At 70.5% G+C, this 22,424-nt stretch carries 15 protein-coding genes; 5 read left to right on the forward strand and 10 right to left on the reverse strand.

Features of this window, described 5'->3' with window-relative positions:
* Nucleotides 1-55: 55 nt before the first annotated feature.
* From HC028_RS24670 to HC028_RS24705, 8 genes are all read right to left on the reverse strand, one after another.
* Nucleotides 56-1,357: an ATP-binding protein gene (locus HC028_RS24670; protein ID WP_168079810.1), complete on the reverse strand. Its 1,302-nt coding sequence runs from the start codon at nt 1,355-1,357 to the stop codon at nt 56-58.
* Between the two features lie 90 nt (nt 1,358-1,447).
* Nucleotides 1,448-3,070 (reverse strand): alpha/beta hydrolase, encoded by a 1,623-nt coding sequence (locus tag HC028_RS24675; protein ID WP_168079811.1) that lies wholly within the window; start codon nt 3,068-3,070, stop codon nt 1,448-1,450.
* A 255-nt stretch (nt 3,071-3,325) separates the two neighbouring features.
* Nucleotides 3,326-3,595, reverse strand: coding sequence for a hypothetical protein (locus HC028_RS24680; protein ID WP_168079812.1), 270 nt, complete (start codon nt 3,593-3,595; stop codon nt 3,326-3,328).
* Between the two features lie 88 nt (nt 3,596-3,683).
* Nucleotides 3,684-4,655: an L-histidine N(alpha)-methyltransferase gene (gene egtD, locus HC028_RS24685; RefSeq protein WP_168079813.1), complete on the reverse strand. Its 972-nt coding sequence runs from the start codon at nt 4,653-4,655 to the stop codon at nt 3,684-3,686.
* Entirely contained in the window at nt 4,652-5,428 is a 777-nt protein-coding gene (egtC, locus tag HC028_RS24690; protein WP_168079814.1) for an ergothioneine biosynthesis protein EgtC, read from the reverse strand. The genes egtD and egtC overlap by 4 nt, the downstream gene beginning before the upstream one ends.
* Nucleotides 5,428-6,738 (reverse strand): ergothioneine biosynthesis protein EgtB, encoded by a 1,311-nt coding sequence (gene egtB, locus HC028_RS24695; protein ID WP_168079815.1) that lies wholly within the window; start codon nt 6,736-6,738, stop codon nt 5,428-5,430. The genes egtC and egtB overlap by 1 nt, the downstream gene beginning before the upstream one ends.
* On the reverse strand, nt 6,735-7,985 hold the full coding sequence (gene egtA / locus HC028_RS24700; RefSeq protein WP_168079816.1) for an ergothioneine biosynthesis glutamate--cysteine ligase EgtA: 1,251 nt from the start codon (nt 7,983-7,985) through the stop codon (nt 6,735-6,737). The genes egtB and egtA overlap by 4 nt, the downstream gene beginning before the upstream one ends.
* Before the next feature lie 89 nt (nt 7,986-8,074).
* Nucleotides 8,075-8,350: a hypothetical protein gene (locus HC028_RS24705; RefSeq protein ID WP_168079817.1), complete on the reverse strand. Its 276-nt coding sequence runs from the start codon at nt 8,348-8,350 to the stop codon at nt 8,075-8,077.
* Nucleotides 8,351-8,463: 113 nt separating this feature from the next.
* Here HC028_RS24705 and HC028_RS24710 point away from each other — a divergent pair, with 113 nt between their 5' ends.
* Nucleotides 8,464-9,240, forward strand: a complete 777-nt coding sequence (locus HC028_RS24710) for a hypothetical protein (RefSeq protein ID WP_168079818.1) — start codon at nt 8,464-8,466, stop codon at nt 9,238-9,240.
* Here the strand turns inward: HC028_RS24710 and HC028_RS24715 are convergent.
* A complete protein-coding gene (locus tag HC028_RS24715; protein ID WP_168079819.1) occupies nt 9,185-10,264 on the reverse strand; it encodes a sensor histidine kinase in 1,080 nt (359 codons plus the stop codon). The two genes, HC028_RS24710 and HC028_RS24715, sit on opposite strands and share 56 nt — an antisense overlap.
* Nucleotides 10,236-10,904: a response regulator transcription factor gene (locus HC028_RS28615; protein ID WP_168079820.1), complete on the reverse strand. Its 669-nt coding sequence runs from the start codon at nt 10,902-10,904 to the stop codon at nt 10,236-10,238. Before HC028_RS28615 ends, HC028_RS24715 begins: the two co-directional genes overlap by 29 nt.
* Nucleotides 10,905-11,294: 390 nt before the next feature.
* Here HC028_RS28615 and HC028_RS24725 point away from each other — a divergent pair, with 390 nt between their 5' ends.
* The 4 genes from HC028_RS24725 (at nt 11,295) to HC028_RS24740 (ending at nt 22,399) form a co-directional block, all read left to right on the forward strand.
* On the forward strand, nt 11,295-16,526 hold the full coding sequence (locus HC028_RS24725; protein ID WP_168079821.1) for an SdrD B-like domain-containing protein: 5,232 nt from the start codon (nt 11,295-11,297) through the stop codon (nt 16,524-16,526).
* A 139-nt stretch (nt 16,527-16,665) separates the two neighbouring features.
* On the forward strand, nt 16,666-17,964 hold the full coding sequence (locus HC028_RS24730; protein WP_203981522.1) for a multicopper oxidase domain-containing protein: 1,299 nt from the start codon (nt 16,666-16,668) through the stop codon (nt 17,962-17,964).
* Nucleotides 17,965-17,975: 11 nt separating this feature from the next.
* On the forward strand, nt 17,976-19,277 hold the full coding sequence (locus HC028_RS24735; RefSeq protein WP_168079822.1) for a multicopper oxidase domain-containing protein: 1,302 nt from the start codon (nt 17,976-17,978) through the stop codon (nt 19,275-19,277).
* A 20-nt stretch (nt 19,278-19,297) separates the two neighbouring features.
* Nucleotides 19,298-22,399 carry a multicopper oxidase domain-containing protein gene (locus HC028_RS24740; protein WP_168079823.1) on the forward strand — a complete coding sequence of 1,034 codons (3,102 nt, stop codon included), beginning with the start codon at nt 19,298-19,300 and terminating at the stop codon, nt 22,397-22,399.
* Nucleotides 22,400-22,424: the final 25 nt, after the last annotated feature.

Here is a 22,424-nt window from a genome sequence, read left to right on the forward strand (position 1 = left end):
GGCAGTCGCCGGTACGAACGGCCGGTTGTCTGCCTATGGATCTTTAGTTGGCGGGCTAGCCACTGTCGCGGAGCTTCCGCAGCCGGGTCTCGGCGCGCGCCTCGAGGCCGGCGTGCCCGGCCCGGCGGGCCGCCTCGCCGGCCTGTGTCAGCAGCGCCTCGGCGTCGGCGGTGGCGAGCCGGCGGGCCGCCTCGTCGCCGGCGCGCAGCCAACCCCGAGCCGCCCGGGACCAGTCGCCGACCGCGGCCGCGTGCGCCGCCATCGCCTCCGGACGGTGATCGAGCAGTTCAGCGGCGCGCAGGTGGTGCACGGCTCGCGCCGGCGCCGGAGTCGTCGCATACACGACCTCGCGCACCAGGTCATGCGCGAAGTCGTAGCCGCCGTCCGCCGCCGTGAGCAGTCCGGCCGACAGAGCGGCCTCGCAGTGCGTCGCGGTCTGCTGTAACGGCAGGTCGACCAGGCGGGCGAGGGTCGCCGGGTCGACGGTCATACCGAGCACTGAGGCAGCGCGCAGAACTCGTTCGGTGTCCGTGCCCAGCCGGCGCAGTCGGCCGAGCAGGGCCGCCTCCAGGGAGTCCGGCACTCCGGTGCCGCCCGCGGCGAGGTCGCGGAGCGTCTCCACGATGAACAGCGGGTGGCCCCCGGTGCGGTCCCGCACCTCACCGGCGAGGTCGGCCCACCCGGCCTCGGTCACCAGCCTGGTCACGGCGGCAGGTGGCAGCGGCCCGAGGTCCAGGCGGTTCGCCACGTCGGCGAGCGCCTCCAGGACCGCCGCGCCCTCCGTCGTGCGTACGGTCGCGACGACGAGCAGCCGGGTACCCGTACTGCGGGCGACCGCACGCAGTAGTTGAACGGTCGCGTCGCTGGCGTTGTGGAGGTCGTCGAGTACCAGCAGCACGGGTTGGTGCTCGGCCAGAGCGTGCAGGAAACCGGTGACCGCCTCCTGCGCCAGGTGTCGCCGTACCGTGCGGCTGGCCGGGGTGGTGAGGACCGGGCCGAGCACCGACCCCACGTGGGGCACGAGCGCGGCGAGCGCGGCCGCCCGCTGCCCGGCGAGCCGGCGCAGGACGTCGGGCGGTAGCTGCGCCGCGTGACGTTCGATCGCCTCCAGGACCGGCTGCAGCAACAGCGAGCGCTCCGCCTCCTGGCAGCGCGCCGACAGCACCGTGCCGCCGGTGTCATTGGCCAGGCGTACCGTCTCGGCCGCCACCCGCGTCTTGCCGATGCCGGCCTCGCCGGCGATCACCACGAGGGTCGGCCGGCCGCGGGTGGCCGCGCCCCACGCCGCGCCGAGCCGGAACACCTCGGACTCGCGGCCGACGAAAGGGACCGTCGTCGCGGTCGGCGGAGTGGTCACGCAGCCAGCCTAGGGGTGGCCCGGCGGGAGGGCTGCCGGACCGGACAGCCCGCAGCCCTCCCGTGGTGTCTTGTTTACGACGCGACTCGGTTATGGCTGGTGCGGGGTCGTCCAGGTCGGTGTGTCCGTCAGCGGCCAGCGGGGCCGCGTCGGGCTCTGCGTCCTGAGCTGCGCCTCGGTGGGCGGCTCGACGGCGGGACAGTGGGTGCCCCGGTTGGGCGTCGCGCCGGTGAGGAAGTAGGTGTCGACCGCTCCGGTGACGCAGCTGCTGCCCTTGAAGTAGGAGCCGTGCCCCCAACCGTCGTAGGTCAGTAGCGCCGCGCCCATCTGCCGGGACGCGTTGGTGGCCCACTGGTACGGCGTCGCCGGGTCGTACCGGCTGTTGAGCATCAGGATCGGCGGTGCGCTCGCTACCTCGAGCCGGTGTTGTGGGTTGCGTACGCGGGCCGGCCAGCCGAGGCAGGAGGTCGTCGCACCCCACCCCAGTGGCGAGAGCTTCATGTCCGGCGCGACGAGGGTGAGCGCCCGCCGGTAGGCCTCCAGCTCGACGAAGTCGTGTACCGGCAGGCGCCAGTCCTGGCAGAAGACCGCCGAGAACGGGTCCGGGACCGGTTCGCCGTGCCCGGCGCGGCGATCACCGATCCGGCTGCCGGCAGTCCGGCTGCCGGCCAACACCGCCGCGGCGCGCTGGTCGATCGCCGGGTTCGGCTGCCCGGTGCTCAGCTCCTTCAGGAAGTCGGCCAGGAACTGCCAGCTGGGGCCGTAGAACGAGCCGTTGGTGAAGCTCAACAGCTGGAACTGCTCGATCTTGATGTCGGAGCCGGGAAAGGTGAGTTCCCCGCGTCCGGCCCGCGCGTACAGGTCCCCAAAGACCTTGCGGACGTCCTGCCCGTGGAGCGCGCACGCCGCGGTACGCCCGCACCAGGTGATGAACTGGTCGAAGTTCTCCTGCGCGGCGGTCGCCTCGGTCTGCAGGAACTGCCAGGTGGTGCGCAGGCTGTGGTCCATATTGCTGTCGATGACCATGGTGCGGATCCGGCGCGGGAACAGTTCGGCGTACTGCTGGCCCATCAGCGTGCCGTACGAGACACCGTAATAGTTGAGCTTGTGCTCACCCAGCGCGGCGCGGATGGCGTCCATGTCCCGGGTGACGCTCGCGGTGTCGACGAAGTCGAACAGCGGCCCGGTGAGCTTGCGGCAACTGTCGCCGAGGGCCTTGTTGTGCGCCACGACCGCGTCGAACTCGGCCCGGTCGCGCGGCACCGGCGGCACCGACTCCACCTCGATGTCCAGGTCACACAGCACCGGGTGGCTGCCGCCCACGCCGCGCGGGTCGAAGCCAACCACGTCGAACCGGCGGTGCACCTCGGGGGAGAAGATCGGCCCGCCCTTGGCCCAGTCCACTCCGGAGCCGCCGGGGCCGCCCGGGTTGATGAGGATGGAACCGATCCGGGCCGCCGGGTCGGTGGCCTTCTGCCTGGCGAGCGCGATGTCGACGGTCTCGCCGTACGGCTTGGACCAGTCGATCGGAACAGTGACCGAGCCACAGTCGACCTCTGCCAGGTCCGGGCACGGTTTCCAGTCGACCGCCGGGACCTTCACGGTCGGGTCGTGCGGCGGTGCGGCGGATGCCGGAGCGGCCACCGCCGGCCCGAGCGCGACCGCCGCCGTCAACGCGCCGACGGCGGCGCGGATCCGGGTAGTTCGCTTCATGCCTGCCTCCCCGTTGCGGCCCCAGGATTTGAGGCCTGTCTATGGGGAGGCTGTCAGAAAGGCGGGCGGACGCGCAGCCCCGCAGGCAATCCGGGGACGGGGTGGCGGACCGGGGCGCACGACCGTTGGTCACGTGACCAGCGGTGATCGTGTCGGGGTGCCGGGGCGTGGAAGCGGTCGGATTGCCGTCGGCCATCGCCCGCTGCCGAATTGGGCAACCGGGTCAGGGTCGGCTGGTCCGGGTTGTACTGCCGGCTACTGCGGAGGCGGTGGTGACTGGCGACGGCGCCTGACCAGCAGGACGATGATCACGACGATCAGTACGACGGCCAGGCAGCAGCAGCCGAACAGGAGCCCGCCGCCGCCGCGCGGCCTGCGGGCCAGTTCGTTACCGACCAGGGCCACCGGCGGCCCGCTCTGCGCCCAGGCCGCCGCGGGAAGCAGCCACAGGGTCACGGTCGCGGCCATCACACTTGCGGACGCCGTCGCGGTGAACCACCGCCACCATCGCCTGACCGGTTCCATGTCAACATCCTTCCGCTGGCCCCGCCTGACCGTACGAGTACCTGGTTACCCGCTCGCCGCCCATCGCTAACGGCCGCCGCAAGACGGCTCACCGGGCCTGGGACAGCGAGACGGCGAAGAGCCCGTCCGGATCGGTCCACCAGTGGCGCAGCGTGAAGTTGGCCCCCTCCAGTTCGCGCTCCAGCCCCTCCCGGCGGAACTTCGCCGACACCTCCGTGCGTACCTGCTCTCCGGCTGCGAAGTCGACAACAAGATCCAGCTCGGGGATCGGTACGCGCATCGCGGTGCGGGCCGCGAGCCGCATCTCGATCCATTCGTTGGTCGGGTCCCACCTCGCCACGTGATCGAACGTATCGACGTCGAACGCGGCGCCCAGTTCCCGGTTGACCACGCGCAGCACGTTGCGGTTGAACTCGGCGGTCACCCCGGCCGCGTCGTCGTACGCGGGCAGCAGCACGCTCTCGTCCTTGACCAGGTCGGTCCCGAGCAACAGCCACTCGCCGGCATCAAGGGCGGCGCGCAGGGTGGTCAGGAACTCGTGGCGCTCCGCCGGCAGCAGATTGCCGATCGTACCGCCGAGGAAGGCGACGAGCCGGGTTCCGCCGCCGGGCAGGAGCCGCAGGTGCCGGGTGAAGTCGCCGACGATGCCGCGCACCGTCAGGCCCGGGTACTCGGCCGTCAGCGCGGCGACGGCCTCGCTCAGCGCCGCCGCGGACACGTCCAGCGGGATGAACGTTCCCAGCGCGCCGTCGGCGGAGAGCGCGTCCAGCAGCAGCCGGGTCTTCTCCGACGATCCGGAACCCAATTCGACCAGCGTCTTCGCCGCGGTGATCCGGGCGATCTCCGGCGCGCGGGCCTGTAAAACCGCCCGCTCGGCGCGGGTCGGGTAGTACTCCGGAAGCCGGGTTATCTCCTCGAACAGGGCGCTGCCGCGCGCGTCGTAGAACCACTTCGGTGGCAGCCACTTCGCCGTCGCGGTCAGGCCGGTGCGCACGTCGGCGCGCAGGGACCGCGCGAGGTCGGCGTCGTCGAGGTAAGTCTCCAGGTCCGGCACGTTCACGGGCTTCCCCATTCCGTGGTGTCAACATGTTCCGGGGTGGCGACGACGAGCCGCCCCTCGGGTACGGGCTCCCAGCCAGGGTCGTTGTCGAGCGGTTCCGAGCTCACCAGTACGTGGTCGGCGGCATCGCGGCCGGTGGTGCGACGGATGGACAGGGCATGGCCGGCGGTGGTGGCGACGATCTGCGAGCCGTCGGTGAGGAGCAGGTTCAGCCGGGAACCCGGTGCCGCCCGGGCGACCTCGGCGACCACGTGCGCGACGGCGGCGGCGGGTGCGGCGCCGGCACGCAGACTCGCGCGTACCAGCGCCCACAGCAGGGCGGCGTCGGTGGGCGCGTCGAGGGTGAGCAGATCGCGCGTTGGCAGCCGGTCGGCGAGCTTGGCGACCGAATCCGGCCACCCGGCGATGACGCCGTTGTGGCTGAACAGCCACGGGCCCTCGGCGAACGGGGCGATCGCCGTCTCGACCACGGGCATCCCGGTCGTCGCGTTGCGGACCGCCGCCAGGACGCCGCCGGACGTGATCCCGGCAGCGAGGGCGGGCAGGTTGCCGTCGGACCACATCGGACAGTTGCGCCGGTACCGCAGCGCGGCCGCCGCGCCGCTGGGATAGCCGCCGGGGTACCAGCCGAATCCGTATCCGTCGGCGTTGATCGTGCCGCCGCCGCGCATGTGCCGCGGTGCCCACGACTGGCGCAGCAGCGAGTGTGCCGGCTCGGTCAGCAGCCGGGCCAGCGGTACCGGCGGACCGAGGTAGGCCAGGTGACGACACATCAGACGGGTTCAGCATCCCTTGCACAGCGGAAGCCGCTGAAGATCTGCCGGCGGATCGGGAAGTCCCAGTTGCGGAACGTCCCCCGGCAGGCGGCCGCGTCGGTGCCGAACGAGCCGCCGCGCAGCACCTTGTACTTCGGACCGAAGAACACCTCCGAATACTCGCGGTACGGGAACGCCGCGAAGCCGGGGTAGCCGACGAAGTCCGAACTGGTCCACTCCCACACGTCGCCGATGAGCTGGTGTACGCCCAGCGGCGAGGCGCCGTCCGGGTACGCGCCGGCAGGAGCCGGGGCGAGGTGGCGCTGGCCGAGGTTCGCGCGGTGCGCACTCGGGGACTCGTCGCCCCACGGGTACCGGCGGGAACGTCCGGTCGCCGGGTCGAACCGGGCGGCCTTCTCCCACTCCGCCTCGGTCGGCAGCCGCTTGCCGGCCCACGCCGCGTACGCCTGCGCCTCGTAGCAGCAGACGTGCACGACCGGCTCGTCGGGGTTGACGGGTTCGGTTCGACCGAACCGGGTGTACGCCCACCCGTCACCGTCGCGCTGCCAGTGCATCGGCGCGGTCAGGTCGGCCTCCATCCGGTGCCGCCAGCCGTCCTCGCTCCACCACCGTGGTTGGCTGTAGCCGCCCTCGGCGATGAACCGGGCGTACTCGCGGTTGGTGACGCAGGCGGCGTCGATGAAGAACGCCGGTACGTCGACGACGTGTGCGGGGCGCTCGTTGTCGAGCGCCCAGGCCTCGGTGGAGGTTCCCATGGTGAACGGGCCGCCGGGGACCAGCACCTCGCCGGCGACGCGCGCTCCGGCCGGCGGCGGGGGCGGCGCGTTCAGGGCGGCGGGGCCGACCCGGAGTTGGTGGGTGGCGAGCATCGTCTCGTCGTGCTGCTGCTCGTGCTGGACGATCATGCCGAACGCGAAGCCGTCCGTGGTGAGCCGGCGACCCTCGAACGGCACGCCGCCGAGCAGGTCGAGGACCTTGTCGCGCACGGTTGCCACGTACCCGCGGGCCTCTGCCGGGCCGAGCAGCGGCAGTTGCGGGCGGTCGGCGCGGACGTGCTTGAACGCGTCGTACAGCTCGTCGATGTCGTGGCGTACCGGGTCGCGCCCGCCCACGTCGCGGACCAGCCACAGCTCTTCCTGGTTGCCGACGTGCGCCAGGTCCCACACGAGCGGCGACATCAGCGGCGAGTGCTGGCGGATCAGGTCGTCGTCGTCCACGGCGTCGGTCAGGAGCGCCGTCCGCGCCCTGGCGCGCTCCAGCTCGACCGCGACCCGTTCGCGCAGCTGTTCGGCCGTTTCGTCGATCATGCTCTCCGCCTCCCGGGCAAGCGTCGGTCGAGGATGTCCAGTACCGCGGCGCGGTCGGCCGCCGGCAGATCGGTACGGTCGAGCGCGCGTGAAGCCTCCTCGCACACCCGTGCCGCGGCCGTGGCGAGGGCGGGATCGGACAGCCCCAGCCGGGCCGCGTCCAGCCACCGGCCCTCGACCGGCTCACACGCCGCGCGCGCCGCGTCGAGCGCCCGGTCGTCGTCGAGCAGCGCCGACACGACCGCGACCGGCGCGAACCATTCGTCGGCGGGCTGGGTGTCGAGGAAGCGCAGCTCCAGGTACCCACGCGGGCGGATCGGCGGGAACAGCGTGCCGAGGTGGTAGTCGAGGTCCTCGGTGGTCGGCGGAGGCGTGAGCGCGCCGGCGATCCAGTCGGCGAAGGTGACCCCTGGCGGGGCGTCCCAGCGCGGGCCGGGCCGGCGTACGCAGAGCAGGGGAGCGGTCAGGGCGTACCGTGCCCAGGCCGTCGCTGGATCGACCGCGGGGTCCGTCGCCCGGCCGACCGGGCCGCTGCGCCGGTGGTCGATGCCGAGCCAGGCCCGCATCCGCGCGGATGCCCAGCCGCTGTCGCGGCCTGCGTGCCGGCGGGCGGTCGCGAACGTCGCGAGGAGGACCGGGCCGAGCGCGTGTACCGCGGCCCACCGCCGCACCAGGCGGTGGGGTTCGCCCGCGTCCACACAGACCTGCAGGCCGGCGGTGCTGCACATCATGGTGCGGCCGTGGTCGGAGTGCGAGTCGAACGCGCGCTGCATGGCCGCGTACCGGGGGGTGTCGAGCAGCCGGCGGGGGTGCCGGTGCGGATCGATGCCGGATTCACCGAGTCGCAGGCCGGCTGCGGCCAGGAGCTGGATCAGGTGGGTCCGGTCGCGGTCGACGGACTGGCGTAACGCGGTCAGCGAGGCGGCCGGGGCCGACGAGATCTCCACCTGGCCGCCCGGCTCGAGCGTCACGATGCCGCCGCCGGGAAGTGGCTGATGGGGGGCTTCGGGGGCCAGGGTGGGGGGAGCATGGGGGCCGAGGGTTCGGCGCAGCAGCGCCGGGTCGAGCGGATCTCCGGGGGCGTCCTCGTGGTGGACGGTCCACTCCAGCTCCGTGCCGACGAGTGCGGGTGGGCCGGTCTTGAAGCAGATCGAGGCGATGTACCCTTCGGCCTCGGTCACTTCGTGCAGGATCGTGGCCCCGGTGCCGCGTTGCCGCGGAACAGCGGCCAAAAGCTCCTCAGCCATAAGCTCCCCGAGTAACCGTGGATGGCTCTCTGTCGAACCTACCGAAGATTCGCCGGCGAGCACAGCGGATCTGATCGGGAACGTCAGGTTCACAGCGCACAACAGGACCCTTTCGATCTCCTCGGCAGGCCGGCATACCGCCGGTCCGCAGGGGTATGGCTCAGGCAGCCCGCGGACGAAGGCGAGGCAACCATGGTGGCGAAGTTGCTTGCGCGCTGGCTGGTCGTGATCGTCGTGATGCCGCTGATCGTGGCCGCCCTCCGGTGGTTGAGCCGGGCATTGGAGGAGCGTCGCGGGCCGACGACGACGAGCAGGCTGCTGCGGCAGGCGGCGGACGCTTTGCGGCCGCCGCGATCGGTGTCCACGGGGCGCGTTGGCGGGCGCCGGTGAGCGGGAACCTTCCCCGCATCCTCAAACACGCCATGACAGCTCGGTCATTTTTCTGGCCCCTGGCCGCCGCTCCAGCGACAATTGCCCCGTGATCAGGGGGACTCGGGGTGCGCTCGGCGCGCTGGCGGTACTGGCTGCGATCCTGCTCGGATCGGCCCCGGCCGGCGCCCACGCGCCGGGACCGCAGTTGCCGGACGCCTCGTACTACCGCACCGAGCTAGCCGGTGGTGTCACTCCGGCCATGGCGGGGGTGACGGCGCGCGTCGACCCGGGCGGGGAATGGGTTGAGCTGGCCAACTCCGGTCCTGCGACGGTCCTGGTGCTCGGCTACACCGGTGAGCCGTACCTGCGGCTCACCGCCACAGGCGCGGAGGAGAACCAGTTGTCGCAGACGACGTACCTCAACCGCGCCCTGTTCGCCGACAGTGTGCCTACGGCCGGTGCGGGCGGCAGCAGCGTGGCGCCGGCCTGGAAGCAGCTCGGCGGCACCGGCATCGCGCGCTGGCACGACCACCGCATTCACTGGATGGGCCGCGATCGGCCGCCCGCCGTCGCGGCGGACCCGACCCACCCGCACCTCGTCGGCGACTGGACGGTGCACGCGACCGCGGACGGTACACCGTTCGAGGTCCACGGGGTACTGCGGTGGCTGGGCAAGCCGGCCGACGCCGGGCGGGCGACACCGGCGCAGGCGTGGCTGCTGACGCTGCTCGCCGGAATGACCGTGGTAGTCGGCGTGCTGATCGTCGCCCTGATCCGGGCGCGCCGCCGTCCGCCGGCCGTCGGGGTAGCCGCGAACGGGGGATCCGTTACGGGGCCAGCACGGTCGCAGGCGTCCGCTGGGCCGGGATCATCGGGGTCGTAGCGTCGGTCGGGCCGGTGGGGACCGACAGCGTGACCGTCGTGCCGCAGCCCTCCGCTGTCTCGATCTCGACCTGCCCGCCGAGCGCGTGCACCACCGAGTGGACGATCGCCAGGCCGAGCCCGGTACCCGTGGCGGTGCGCCCGCGCGGGGCCCACGTGCCGACGGCCGCGGCCTCCTCGGCCGTCATGCCGGTGCCGCCGTCGGCCACCTGTACCTCCCAGCCGGACGCGTCACGCCGACCGACGATCTCGATGCGGTCACCGGGGCCGGTGAACTTGACGGAGTTCTCGATGAGGCAGTCCAGGGCCGCCTCCAGCCGTTCGGGGTTCACCATCCCGGTACCGATGTCGGAGCGCACGCTCCAGCGCCGGTCCGCGGTCGGCTCCCAGCGGTGGGCGATGCGCAGCAGCTCCTGGTCCAGGTCGGTCGAGCACAGCGGGTACGGCTCCTCCAGCTGCATGAGGGTGACCAGCCGCTGGGTGATGCGGGTGAGCTTGTCCAGCTCGTCCAGGACCACCTCGGTGTCTTCGAGGGTCGCCGCGTCGTCGTGGGTGGCGCGGACGAGCTCGGTGTACCCGCGCGCAACGGTGATCGGGGTACGCAGTTCGTGCGAGGCCAGCCGGACGAAGAGTTGCTGCACCTCCAGCCGTCGGTGCTCGGCCTCGGCCAGTCGCTTCACCTGGCCGACGGCGAGGTTGCGCCGGTTGACGTGCCAGACCATGACCCCGAACAGGCTCGCCATCAGGGGTACCTCGGCGGTCTCCTCCCAGCCGATGTAGCCCTGGGCTGCGTGGTGGCACAGGATGTACCCGGTGACCGCGGTGACCAGCACCAGCGCGGTGACCATGCCGGTGAGCCGCCAGCGGGTGAACCCGTAGACGAGCGCCAGGCCGATCCAGATGAAGTGGAAGGGGACGGTCTCCTGGCCGGGCAGCACGTACATCAGCGCCGACCAGAGCACGGCGGCGACGGCCCAGCCGCCGACGAGCAGGCGGTTAGTCGGTGGTGAAGCGGTAGCCCACATTGCGTACCGTCTCGATGCGATCAGACCGGTCCAGCTTCAGGCGTAACCGGCGGACGCAGACGTCCACGACGTTGCTGCCCGGGTCGAAGGTGAGCCCCCAGACGTCGGAGAGCAGTTCGGTGCGGCTGCACGCCTGCCCGGCGCGCCGCATCACGTGCTGGAGCAGCAGGAACTCCCGGTACGACAGCTCGACGTGGCTGCCGGCCACCTCGGCGCGGCGTAAGCGCAGGTCGAGAAGGACCGGGCCGGCGCGAAGCCACCGCGCGGCCGCGCCGGGCGCCGGTACGCGCAGCCGGGCCCGTACCCGCGCGAGCAGTTCGGCGACGGCGAACGGCTTGCCGAGGAAGTCGGACGCGCCCGCCTCCAGCACGGAGACCCGGGTGCCGATCTCGGGGACTGCCGAGAGCACGAGCACCCGCTGCTCGGGGCGTACCTCGACGAGCCGCTCCAGTACCTGGGTGCCGAGGATGTCGGGCAGCATCAGATCGAGGACGACCAGATCGAAGTCGCCCGCCAGGGCTTCGTTGAGCCCATCGTTACCGCGCGCGGCGCGTTCCACGCCGTGCCCGTCGTCCTGGAGCGCGCGGGACACAAGCCGCGCAATCCGATCGTCGTCCTCGATCACTAGAACCCGACTCACGCGTCAGCCTCTCCCGAGCGCTCCGGCTTCGCCGAACATGACAGGCATGGACGTCACCTCGTCGGCGCACCTATTGCATCCGGAATGTGGGATGACCGCCAGATCCGGGTGTGGGGCGGGTACGAGCTGGGTTTTATGTCGGAAACATCCAACGACATGGTTGAGTCCCGGGTCACCGGTCAGCTGACCCCGTCCGATCGATCGGATAGCTCCGGCCAGCCGACGGCCCGGCACTGTAACGCATGTGGCCGAGTCGATGGATGACATCGACCATGACAGTCACATGACAGCCCCGTCATAAAACTCAGCGAACTCCCAGGCAACCCCAAAGATCCGTGCTGATGCCAGTCCGTCCGGGCCGGCAGTCGGAGGACCCGAGGGGGTTACCGCATGTTGCGTCACCTCTCCCGGCGATGGTTGACCGTCGCGGCGACCGGCCTGTTAGGACTGGCCGGTTTCACCGTGGTGACTGCGCTTCCCGAGGTGGCCGTGGCGGCTACCACGCCCGGCAGCATCACGCTGCGGGTGGAGAGCGCCCGGACGGTCGGCCCGGCACCGGAAATTCAGAAGGGTGACAAGGTCGCCCATTACAAGTGGCTCATCACGTCCGACGACGTGGGCAACCCGCACGACGCGCTGGCGAACTGTCTGCCGCCCAGCTCCGGCGTCGCGGGCACCACCGCTGACTTCGCCGACAAGTGCCAGTGGCCGTCCGTGCGCGCCACTCCGGGGGCGGTGCCGATCGTCGCTCAGGGCGACGAGACCAAGCTCGACGAAGGCGTCCAGCTGAACGGTCTGGAGCCCGGCAAGTACCTCATCTCGGTGACCGCCGACGGGTACAAGATCGATGGCCAGCACTTCACCGTCGTGAGTGACCAGTCCAAGCGCGTCCGCGTCACCATGCAGCCGTACCCGCTGCCGCTGGGCACCGTCCGCCTGCAGGTGTTCAACGACACCAACCCGGTCGACGGCACGTACGAGGTCGACGCCGAGAAGGGCCTGCCGGGATTCACGGCGTACCTGGCGGACGTCTTCGGACAGGTCAGCGTCGACTACTACGGCAACCCGCTGTGCACCCAGTACGTGCACACGGCGCCGGACGCCACCCACCCGAGCGGCACGATCGTCTTCGAGGGCGGCAAGCCGAAGGTCGCCCCCGGCTCGGTGGGCAAGTGCGTCAGCGACGCCGAGGGCAGAATCGTCATCCCCAACCTCGGGCCCAACCGGTACGCGGCCCAGGTGGTGGCGCCCACCGGCCAGGTGTGGGCGCAGACCACCACGCTCGAGGGTAACTTCGACTGGGACGTCTGGGTGCAGGAGGGCGACACCGGCTTCGACACCGAGCAGACGATCGGTGGCGAGCCGGTGCCGTTCGTCCACTTCGGCTTCGTCGCGCCGAAGAACCTGACGGACACGACGAAGACCGGCGAGATCAGAGGCACCGCCGTCGTCGGTCGCCCGTACATCGGCGGCGAGGGCGGCGCGACCGTCCCCGAGACCGGTGTCGCCGGCGCGAAGATCTCCGGCCCGGTCTCCCGGCCGTGGGTGGCCCTGAGCGCCCTCGGCAACGGTGACCAGATGGTCTACATGGGCCGGGGCGGGACCGACGGCAAGTACGACATCAAGAACGTGCCCGACGGCGACTACCAGCTCACGCTGTGGGACCAGCCGCAGGAGCTGATCCTGGACTCGTTCAACGTGACCGTCCGAAACGGACAGCTGGTCGACGTCGGGACCCACATGCTCGTCGGGTGGTTCACCAACATCCATGGCACCGTGTTCATCGACTCGAACGGCAACGGCAAGCGCGATCCGGGCGAGTCCGGTGTGCCGCAGTTCCCGGTCACGGTCAAGGAGCGGGACAACTCGCTCATGGACCAGGCCACCAACTCGGTGACCACCGACAAGAACGGCTACTACGACATCCACCAGGTGTACCCGCTGAGCAAGTGGCTCGTGCTCGAGGCGTTCAACACCCGTTACCAGACCACGGGTATCACGTACCAGGCCGACAACGAGCCGACCCCGACGACCCTGAAGGGCGCGGCCGTCGACCTCAACTTCCTGCCGATCATCGGCCTGGGCGGCACGGTCGACTGGGGCGTCAAGCCCTACCGAGGTGACGAGAACGGCGGCATCGCCGGCACCATCACCTACGACACCACCCGCAACGAACTCGACGCGGCCAACGCGGCCACCGAGACGTACCAGCCGGGTGTCCCCGGAATCAAGGTGCATCTGTACGCGGTGCGCCGCGACGACAACGGCGACCCGATCCGGGACGCCAACGGTCTGGTCAAGGGGCCGGAGCTGGGCGACGCGTACACGTCCGAGACCTGGCAGGCCGGTCGCGGCTGCACGGCCCGGATGTGGAACGGCACCCCACTGACCGACCAGCAGGCGCTGTCGGACTTCGGCACGGCCGCCGACAAGATGTGCGTCGAGGCGCCGATGATGGGCGTGCAGTTCGCGCCCAGCGAGAACGATCCGACGAACTTCGGCCAGACCGTGAACGGCAACTACGCGTTCACCGACTCGAAGCGCAACCTGTACCCGCCGGGCGACCCGCAGAACCCGGGCGACCCGAACAAGCCCGCGGGCAATCACGACCTGGCGCTGTACGCACCGCTGCCGAACGGTCAGACGCAGAAGCTGGTGCCGGACGACTACATCGTCTCGGTCGAGATTCCCGACAACCCGGTCGGCGGCGGCAAGATGTACCAGGTCACCAGGGAAGAGGACGTCAACGTCTTCACCGGTGACGGCTACCTGCCGCAGGAGAACTTCCCGCCGTCGCCCGAACAGGCGGCCGACCAGCCGGGCCCTTACCCGGTCAAGGTTCCCGGCAGCAACCCGTCCGGCGGCACCGGCATCACCTCCGGATGCGCCGGCGCCGACCACCCGGTGCACGTGACCAACCCGGCGTTCCTCGCCGCCGGTGGCAGCCCGTACGAAGGGCAGAACAAGCCGCTGTGCGACGCCAAGCTGGTGACGGTCCGCGCCGGCCAGACGGTCGCGCCGAACTTCAACCTGTTCACCGAGGTCCCGCTGCCCACACACTTCTGGGGCCTGACCATCAACGACCTGGGCCTGTCGCACGACAAGAAGAGCGTGGAGTACGGCGAGGCCGAGGGCCTGCCGAACGTGCCGATGGGTATCTACGACTACCGGGGCCGGCTCGTCGACACCGTGGACACCGACTTCAACGGTTTCTACGAGGCGATCGAGCCATCGACCAGCACCTACAACTGCCCGGTGCCCGCGGGGCCGTGTCCGAACATGTACCGGTTCGTCGGTAACGACCCCGGCCAACCCGGGCATCTCAACAAGAGCTACAACCCGAGGTACCGCACCATCGCCACGAACTTCCAGGCGTGGCCGGGCCTGTTCACCGTGACCGACACGGCGCCGACCCAGGTGGCGATGTCGGCGCTGGCCCCGGGCAGTACCCAGATCGGCGCGGTGCAGTGCAACCCCGCCGGCAACATCCCGCAGCTGTTTTCGGTGTCCAAGCCGTACCTTCGGCCGACCGACGTCAACCGCCAGATCACCATCAAGGGCGACTCGTTCGGCACGCTGCGTGGCACGGTCAAGGTGGCCGGCCCGCAGGGCGACGTTCCCGCGCTCGTGACCAGCTGGACGAACCGGCAGATCCAGGTGATCCTCGGGGCCCCTTTGTCGCCCACCGCGGCGACGCTGTCCATCACCACGGCGGCCGGCAAGCAGACCATCAACGGCCTGTCGCTGCAGTTCCTCGGGATCGGCCAGGGCGCCGGCACGCCGGCCGACCCGAAGCTCATCCAGGTGAACGCGCCGGCGTCGGCGCTGTCGCCGAACGAGACGAACTACCCGACGGTGCAGTCGGCCCTCGAGGCCGCGGCGGCGGCAGGCGGTGGCACCAACACCGTGGTGGTGGCGGTCTGGCCGAACAAGCCGGGCACCGACAACCCCGTCGGCGCGTACTTCGAGAACGTGGTCGTCCACTCCTCGGTGCGCCTGCAGGGTGTCGGCCCCGGTGGCCAGTACCCGGGCGGCGCGTACGTGCCGGGCTCGGTCCTCGACGGCCGCGCGTTCGCCATCGACAACCCCAGTGGCACGGCGTGGGTGGCCCTGGTGGGCTCCCTGCAGTACGCCGGACCGACGGCGGTGCCGGACGGCGCGGTGGTCACCGTGCTGGCCAAGCAGGGACAGTTCAACGCCGGCAACGCACCGACGATCAACGGATTCAAGATCACCGGCGGCAACCAGTCGGACTTCCCGGCCAACATCAACGAGACCACGGGCGGCATCAAGACGCCGTACGGGGCCGCGGGCGCGGTCGTGACCCAGGGCGGTGGCGTCCACCTGCACGCCGCTGACAGCTACACCCAGATCACCGACAACGTCATCCAGGGCAACAGCGGCTCGTACGGCGGCGCCATCCGCGTCGGCACCCCGTACACCAACAGCCACAACGACAACGTGCGGATCTCCCGCAACCAGATCCGTGACAACGGCGGCACCAACCTGGCCGGCGGCATCGGGATCTTCACGGGTAGCGACAGCTACTCGATCGATCACAACTCCATCTGCGGCAACTTCTCGGCCGAGTACGGCGGCGGCATCTCGCAGTACGGACTGTCGCCGAACGGCCGGATCACCAACAACCGGGTGTACCTCAACCAGTCCTACGACGAGGCCGGCGGGATCATGATCGCCGGTGAGCTGCCGTCGGACCCGAACCAGCTCTCGGCGGGCTCCGGACCGGTGACCATCGACGCCAACTACGTCCAGGCGAATCTTTCCAACGACGACGGTGGCGGTATCCGGCTGCTGCAGGTAAACAACGCTCCGATCGCGATCACCAACAACGTCATCGCGGGCAACATCTCCACCCACGAGGGTGGGGGCCTGGCGCTCGACGACGCCACGGACGTGCGGATCGTCAACAACACGGTGATGGACAACATCACCACGGCGACCGCGGTCACGAGCACCGGCAAGCCGGCCCCGGCCGGCCTGTCCGTCGCCGAGAACAGCGTTCAGCTGCAGGTGACCCTGCCGCCGGATTCCCCGACGTTCAGCGACCCCACGCTGTTCAACAACATCTTCTGGAACAACCGGGCGGGTAGCTGGAACGGGCTGTACGTCAGCGGCATCGGCTCGACGGACGCGCCGGCCGGCGATCCCGTCAACTACTGGGACATGGGATCGGCCGACAACCCGGCCGACCAGCTCGCGCCGACCAACTCGGTGCTGCAGACCAGCACGGGCACCACCGGGGACTCGTCCAACAAGGTCGGCGTCGACCCGCAGGTGGTCAGGCAGTTCCTCACCAGCGTCACGATCCAGTCCTCCCGGACGTTCCCCTCGTTCCGACAGGCCGTGCTCGTGGTGCAGAACGTGTCAGGCACTGACATGGGCAACTACCACCTGCGGGGCACCAGTCCGGCGATCAACGCCGGCGCGGGATCGGTCACCGCCAACGAGGTGACCGTGAACGCTCCGGGTTGGGACATCGACGGCGACGGCCGTAGCTCCACCACCCCCGACATCGGGGCTGACGAGACGGCCGTGACTCCGCTAGCCCAGATAGCCGTAGCTCTGCTGGCCCGGATATTGGGGTTCACGACAAGTAGGTGACGCGCGTCGCGGGCGGCGGTGGCCTTCAGCATCGGTGCCGCCGCCCGCGACCCGCCGGCCGACCGTCCCGTACCCCTCGCTCTTCCCGCCGACGGCTCTCGCAGCAGCAGGCCTCGGCGACCGATACAAGGAGGACACCTTGTCCGACCGTGCAACCCCACGCGGTCTCAGCCGCCGGGCCATCCTGGCCGGCGTGGCCGGCGCCGCCGGCTGGGCGATACTGCCCGCCGGCAGTTCCGTCGGCGCATCCGCGCGGCCCCGAGGGCTGGCGGTGCCCGCCGAGGTACCGAACCCGTCCACCGAGATCCATCTCGCCGGCACCGACGGCTGGGTGTCGATGCCGGGCGACGCGCCGGCGATCCCGCCGTTCTGGCCCGACCCGCTCGCGCGGGAGAACTCCAACCTGTACGTCTTCGGGTTCCGCGACGTCACCGGGATGTCGCCGGACGAGGTCACCGCGCAGCGCGGGAAGGCGCAGATCTCGGCGCCGATGCTGAGCTTCGACCAGGAGACCGACGTCAAGATCACCCTGACCAACCTGGGCCTGTCGATGCGGCCCGACCTGACCGACGGGCACACCGTTCACTGGCACGGCTTCCAGAACGCGATCCCGCTGTTCGACGGCGTCCCGGAACTGTCCATCTCGGTGCCGATCGGCCGGGACTTCACGTACTTCTACCGCCCGCACGACCCGGGCACGTACATGTACCACTGCCACTTCGAGGACGTCGAGCACGTACAGATGGGCATGACGGGCATGCTGTTCGTGCGCCCGGTCCAGAACGACGGCACCCACGGCGTGCCGGCCGGCACGTACGCCTACAACTGTGGCGACGGCTCGACCCGGTACGACCGGGAGTTCGCGTTCATGATGACTGAGATCTGGGCCGAGTCGCACTACCGCGACGCGCACATCCAGGTCAACGACTGGACCGACTTCGAGCCCTCGTTCTTCGCGCTCAACGGTCGGGTGTACCCGGACACGGTCAAGCCCAACGCGCCCGACTTCGACCCGGTGAAGGCGGGAGCGGACGCGCGGTACGACCCGCGCCTGCAGTACCAGCCCATCTCGTCGCTGATCACCTGCAACAGCGGTGAGCGGGTGCTGCTCCGGCTGGCGAACCTGGGTTACCGCAACCACGCGGTGACCGTCGACGGGATCGATCTGACGGTCGTCGGCAAGGACGCCGGCCTGCTGCGCGGGCGCGACGGCACGCCCAACTACCAGGTCACGAACACCGTCGAGATCGGACCGGGGGAGAGCCGTGACGTCATCTTCGAAGCGCCGGCCGTCGACCGGCCGACCACCTTCCTGCTCTACGACCGCGACTACGTCTCGCTGACCAACAGCGGCGGCCGCGGCTACGGCGGGCAGATGACCGAGATCCGGGTGTACCCGACCGGGACGCTCGCCCCGCAGGCGGGTGCGAACACATGAGGAGACTGAACATGCCATCCCTCAACCGCGCCCTGCGGCGTGTGGCCCCGTTCGCGCTGGTCGCGGCGATCATCGGAGTGCTGGTCGTCCCGGGGCCGCAGAGTTCGGCGGCCGCGCCGACCGACGGACTGGAGTGCGAGACCTCGCCGAGCAACAGTTTCTCGCTCACCGCGAGCGGCGGCTATATCTCCACCCCGGACGGCAACTCCATTTACATGTGGAGCTACGGCGACACCGGCGGGTCCTTCCAGTTTCCCGGGCCGACGCTCTGCGTGGAGTCCGGCGCGAACGTGACGGTGGTGCTGCACAACGCGCTGTCCGAGCCGACCTCGATCATGTTCCCGGGACAGAACAAGGTCCTCGCGGGCGGCAAGCCCGCCCAGCCCGAGAACGACGCGAACGGCAACCTGTCGTCGCTGACGACGACGGCGGCGGCCAACAACGGCTCGGTGACCTACACGTTCGTCGCCGGCGCGCCCGGCACGTACCTGTACCAGTCCGGCACCGACGTGCAGAAGCAGCAGCAGATGGGCCTGTTCGGCGCCCTCGTCGTACGCACCAAGGGCCACCCCGACCAGGAGAACGGCCGGGCCGACTCGACGTTCGACCCGGCGCACGAGTACCTGTACATGCTCAGCGAGGTCGACCCCGACGCCCACCTCGCCGTGGAGCGTAAGCGTACGTACAACTGGAACAACTACACGCCGCGCTACTTCATGATCAATGGCCGGAGCATGCCGGACACCATCGCTCCCAACCACGCGGAGTGGCTGCCCAACCAGCCGTACGGCGCGCTGATCCACATCAGGCCGTACGACGAGCAGACCAACCCGAGGCCGGCGCTCATCCGGTACCTCAACGCCGGCACCACCAACTACCCGTTCCACCCGCACGGAAGCGACGAGCAGCTCATCGCGCGCGACGGGCACCCGGCGCAGGCACCGGACGGCAAGGACCTGTCGTACTCGAACTTCCTCATCGACCCGGCGCCCGGCCAGACCGTCGACACGCTGATGACCTGGAAGGACGCCGAGCACTGGAACTCCGCGACCAACCCGGTCCCGGTGCCGCTGCCGCAGTTGCAGGACCAGATCGTCGGCCCCGGTACCGAGACCTGGTTCAGCGAGAGCCCGTACCTGGGGGAGAGCGACGCGCAGCTGCCGCCCGGCGTGGTCCAGAACAACCAGTGCGGTGAGTACTACCACGTGGCGCACAGCCATGCACTGCAGCAGGCGACCAACTTCGGCGCGAGCTTCGGCGGAATGATGACGCTCATCCGCATCGATCCGCCCGCCGGCTGCCCAGGTCAATGACGCCGAAGGGACCCATGACGATGAATCTTCTTCCAGTTGCGCTGCGCGGTACGGCGTTCGCCGCCGTGACGACGCTGGCGTTCGCCGGGCCGGGTGCGGTCGCCTACGCGGCCGCGCCGGCAACGACTCCACGCCTTGCCACAGTGGAAGCACATGCCGCACCGCCAGCGGTGGCCTTCCACGCCGGGCGGCCGGTGGTGTTCCCCACGCCGCCGGCCGCCCGCCCGGCACTGCCCGCGCCGAAGCTGAGTGGAACGCTGCAGTCGAACGCCTGCGTGAACGCGGTGTGTGACCTGTGGGCCCGAGCGGGCACCACCACGGTCGCGAGCCGGGCGATCCCGATCTGGGGCTTCTCCAGCTCGGCGGATCCGACCGTCGCGGTGACGGCGCCCGGCCCGGTGCTCGTCGTCAACGAGGGCGACGACGTCACCATCAACGTCCACAACGAACTCGCCGGCCAGAACCTGTCGCTGGCGATCCCGTCGATGACCGGGCTCGTCCCGGACACCACGGGCGTCGCGACGGGCGCCGTGGCGACGTACACGTTCACGGCGGGCCGGCCCGGCACGTACCTGTACGAGGCCGGGCACACCCCGGACGGCGGCCGGCAGGCCGCGATGGGCCTCGTCGGCGCGCTGGTCGTGAAGGCCGCGGACTCGGGCGGCCGGCCGTCGGAGGACGGCACCGCCGGCACCGGCTACGACGACGAGGCGGTGATGGTGCTGACGGAGATCGACCCGGCCCTCAACACTCTCGCCGACCCGTTCACCTTCGACATGCGCAGCTATGCGCCGAAGTACCGGCTGATCAACGGCAAGGCGTTCCCGGAGACCGACCCGGTCGCCACCGACGTCAACCGGACGGTCCTGCTGCGCTACGTCAACGCCGGCCTGCTGGCCCACCCGATGACGACGCTCGGCCTCGACCAGTCGGTCATCGCGCAGGACACGCGGAACACCGCCGCCCCGGAGGGCGCGGTCACCCTGCCGCTCGCACCGGGCAAGACGGCCGACGCCCTGGTCACCATGCCCAAGGACCAGGACGGGCGCCGGTTCATGGTGTTCGAGCCCGGCGGCCAACTCAACAACAACGGCGACAAGGTGCCCGCGACGCCCGGCGGCAGCCCGCAGCAGGCGTTCGGCGGGATGATGACCTACCTGGACACCAACCCGATCGTGGAGAGCGGTGACCACGTCGGGCCGATCGCCACGAAGGTCGCCGCGTCGCCGAACCCGGCCTCGGCGCTGCAGGACATCACGGTGACCGCCACCTTCACCGACGATGCCAACGGCGGCTCCACCATCGACAAGGCCGAGGTCGTCATCGACGACCTGAGCGTCGCCCCGGGTGAGGGCATTCCGTTCGCCTTGCCGCCAGCCCCCGCGTCCGCCGTCTCCGACGTGCCGGCGACCATCGACAGCAAGAAGTACCTGCAGACGTTGACGCAGGGCCGGCACATGCTGTGGGTACGCGCCCACGACGTCGCCGGCAACTGGGGCGTGGTCAACTCGACGACCGTGAACCTCGCGGTCACCGGAGCGGCGACCACCGGCCTGGCCGTCACCCCGAACCCGACCTCGGGCCAGCGTGACCTGGCTGTGAGCGCCACCGGCGACGACAGCGCCGTCGGCGGCACGGTCACGGACGCCGAGTACTTCATCGACCGGGACCCCAACGCCCCGCCCACGAACGGCACCGGCACGAAGCTCACCCTCGCCCAGTCCGGCGCGAAGGTGACCGCCGAGACGGGGACGATTCCGGCGACCACCGTGGCCGCGCTCGCCGAGGGTAAGCACACGGTCTCGGTGCACACCCTGGACGCGCAGGGACTGTGGGGGCCGATGGCGGAGGTCGCCCTGGTGGTCGACCGTACCGGGCCGACCCTGACCAAGGGCGAGATCCTGCCCGACCTCGTCACCGGCAGTACGACCGGTTCGCCGTCCGACGCCGGTTACCTGCGGGTCAACGCGGACTTCACCGACCCGGTCACCCCGCCGAGCACCGGCGTCAACACCTCCGTCGCCGCGGTCGAGGGCTTCATCGACACGGCCGGAACCAACGGCACCGGGATCGCGTTCCAGTCCCTCGACGGCACGTTCAACGCGGCGACCGAGAGCACGTACGGGCTCATCCCGCTCACCCAGTTCACCCAGCTCGCCGACGGTCCGCACCAGATCCAGGTGCACGCACAGGACGCGGCCGGCAACTGGGGGCCGCTCGTGTCACTGCCGTTCACGCTGGACCGCAACGGACCGGTCGTGTCGGCGCTGTCCGGCATTCTCAACGCCACGGGCGGCGTGGACCTGACCGCAAACGCAACCGACGCGGTCAGCGCCGTCGCGGCGGCCGAGTGGTTCGAGAACGCGGACCCGGGTCTGGGCAAGGGCAAGCCGGTGACGGTGACCTCGACCGGCGCGACCACGGCCGGACTGTCGGCCACGATCACCGGCCTGGCCACCGGCGACCACACCATCGCGGTGCGGACCAGGGACGCCAACGGCAACTGGGGCAAGGCGGTGACCACCACCGTCACGGTCAACCAGGCGGCGCTGATCTTCGCCAACAACTTCAACGCCGGTGACGCCAACGCCTGGTCGCAGCGCACCGGCACGGTGCGGGTCGCCGCGTCGCCGGCGTTCAGCAACTCGCCGGCGCTCACCGTCACCGGACGCACCGCGGTGTACGTAACGGACACCCGCCCGACGGCGGAGACGAACCTGCACGCGCAGTTCGGGTTCGCCGCGGGCACGTACACCACCAAGGGCACGGTCGTGGACCTGTTCCAGGCGCGTACCTCGGCCGGCACGTCGGTGCTCACCGTCCAGTACCAGTCGACGGCCACCGACATCAGCCAGCTACGGGTCGGCGTCCAGACCAGCACCGGGTGGAAGTACTCGGCCTGGTCGACGATTCCGCGCACGGCCGTGACGGTCAGGGTCGACTGGACATCGGCCACCTCCGGCAAGGCCACGCTGAAGGTCGAGGGTGCCGTCGTCGGCACGGCCACCGGCAACACCTCGGCGTACAAGATCGAGACCGACGCGCTGGGTGTGGTCGCGGCCAACGGTTCCGGCGCGGTCGCCGGCGCCGCCGCGATCGACAACTTCACCTCCAACCGTTGATCCGTTCCACCTGACCGGCGTGGGG

It is taken from the genome of Planosporangium flavigriseum, assembly GCF_011947225.1.
Lineage (GTDB): Bacteria > Actinomycetota > Actinomycetes > Mycobacteriales > Micromonosporaceae > Planosporangium > Planosporangium flavigriseum.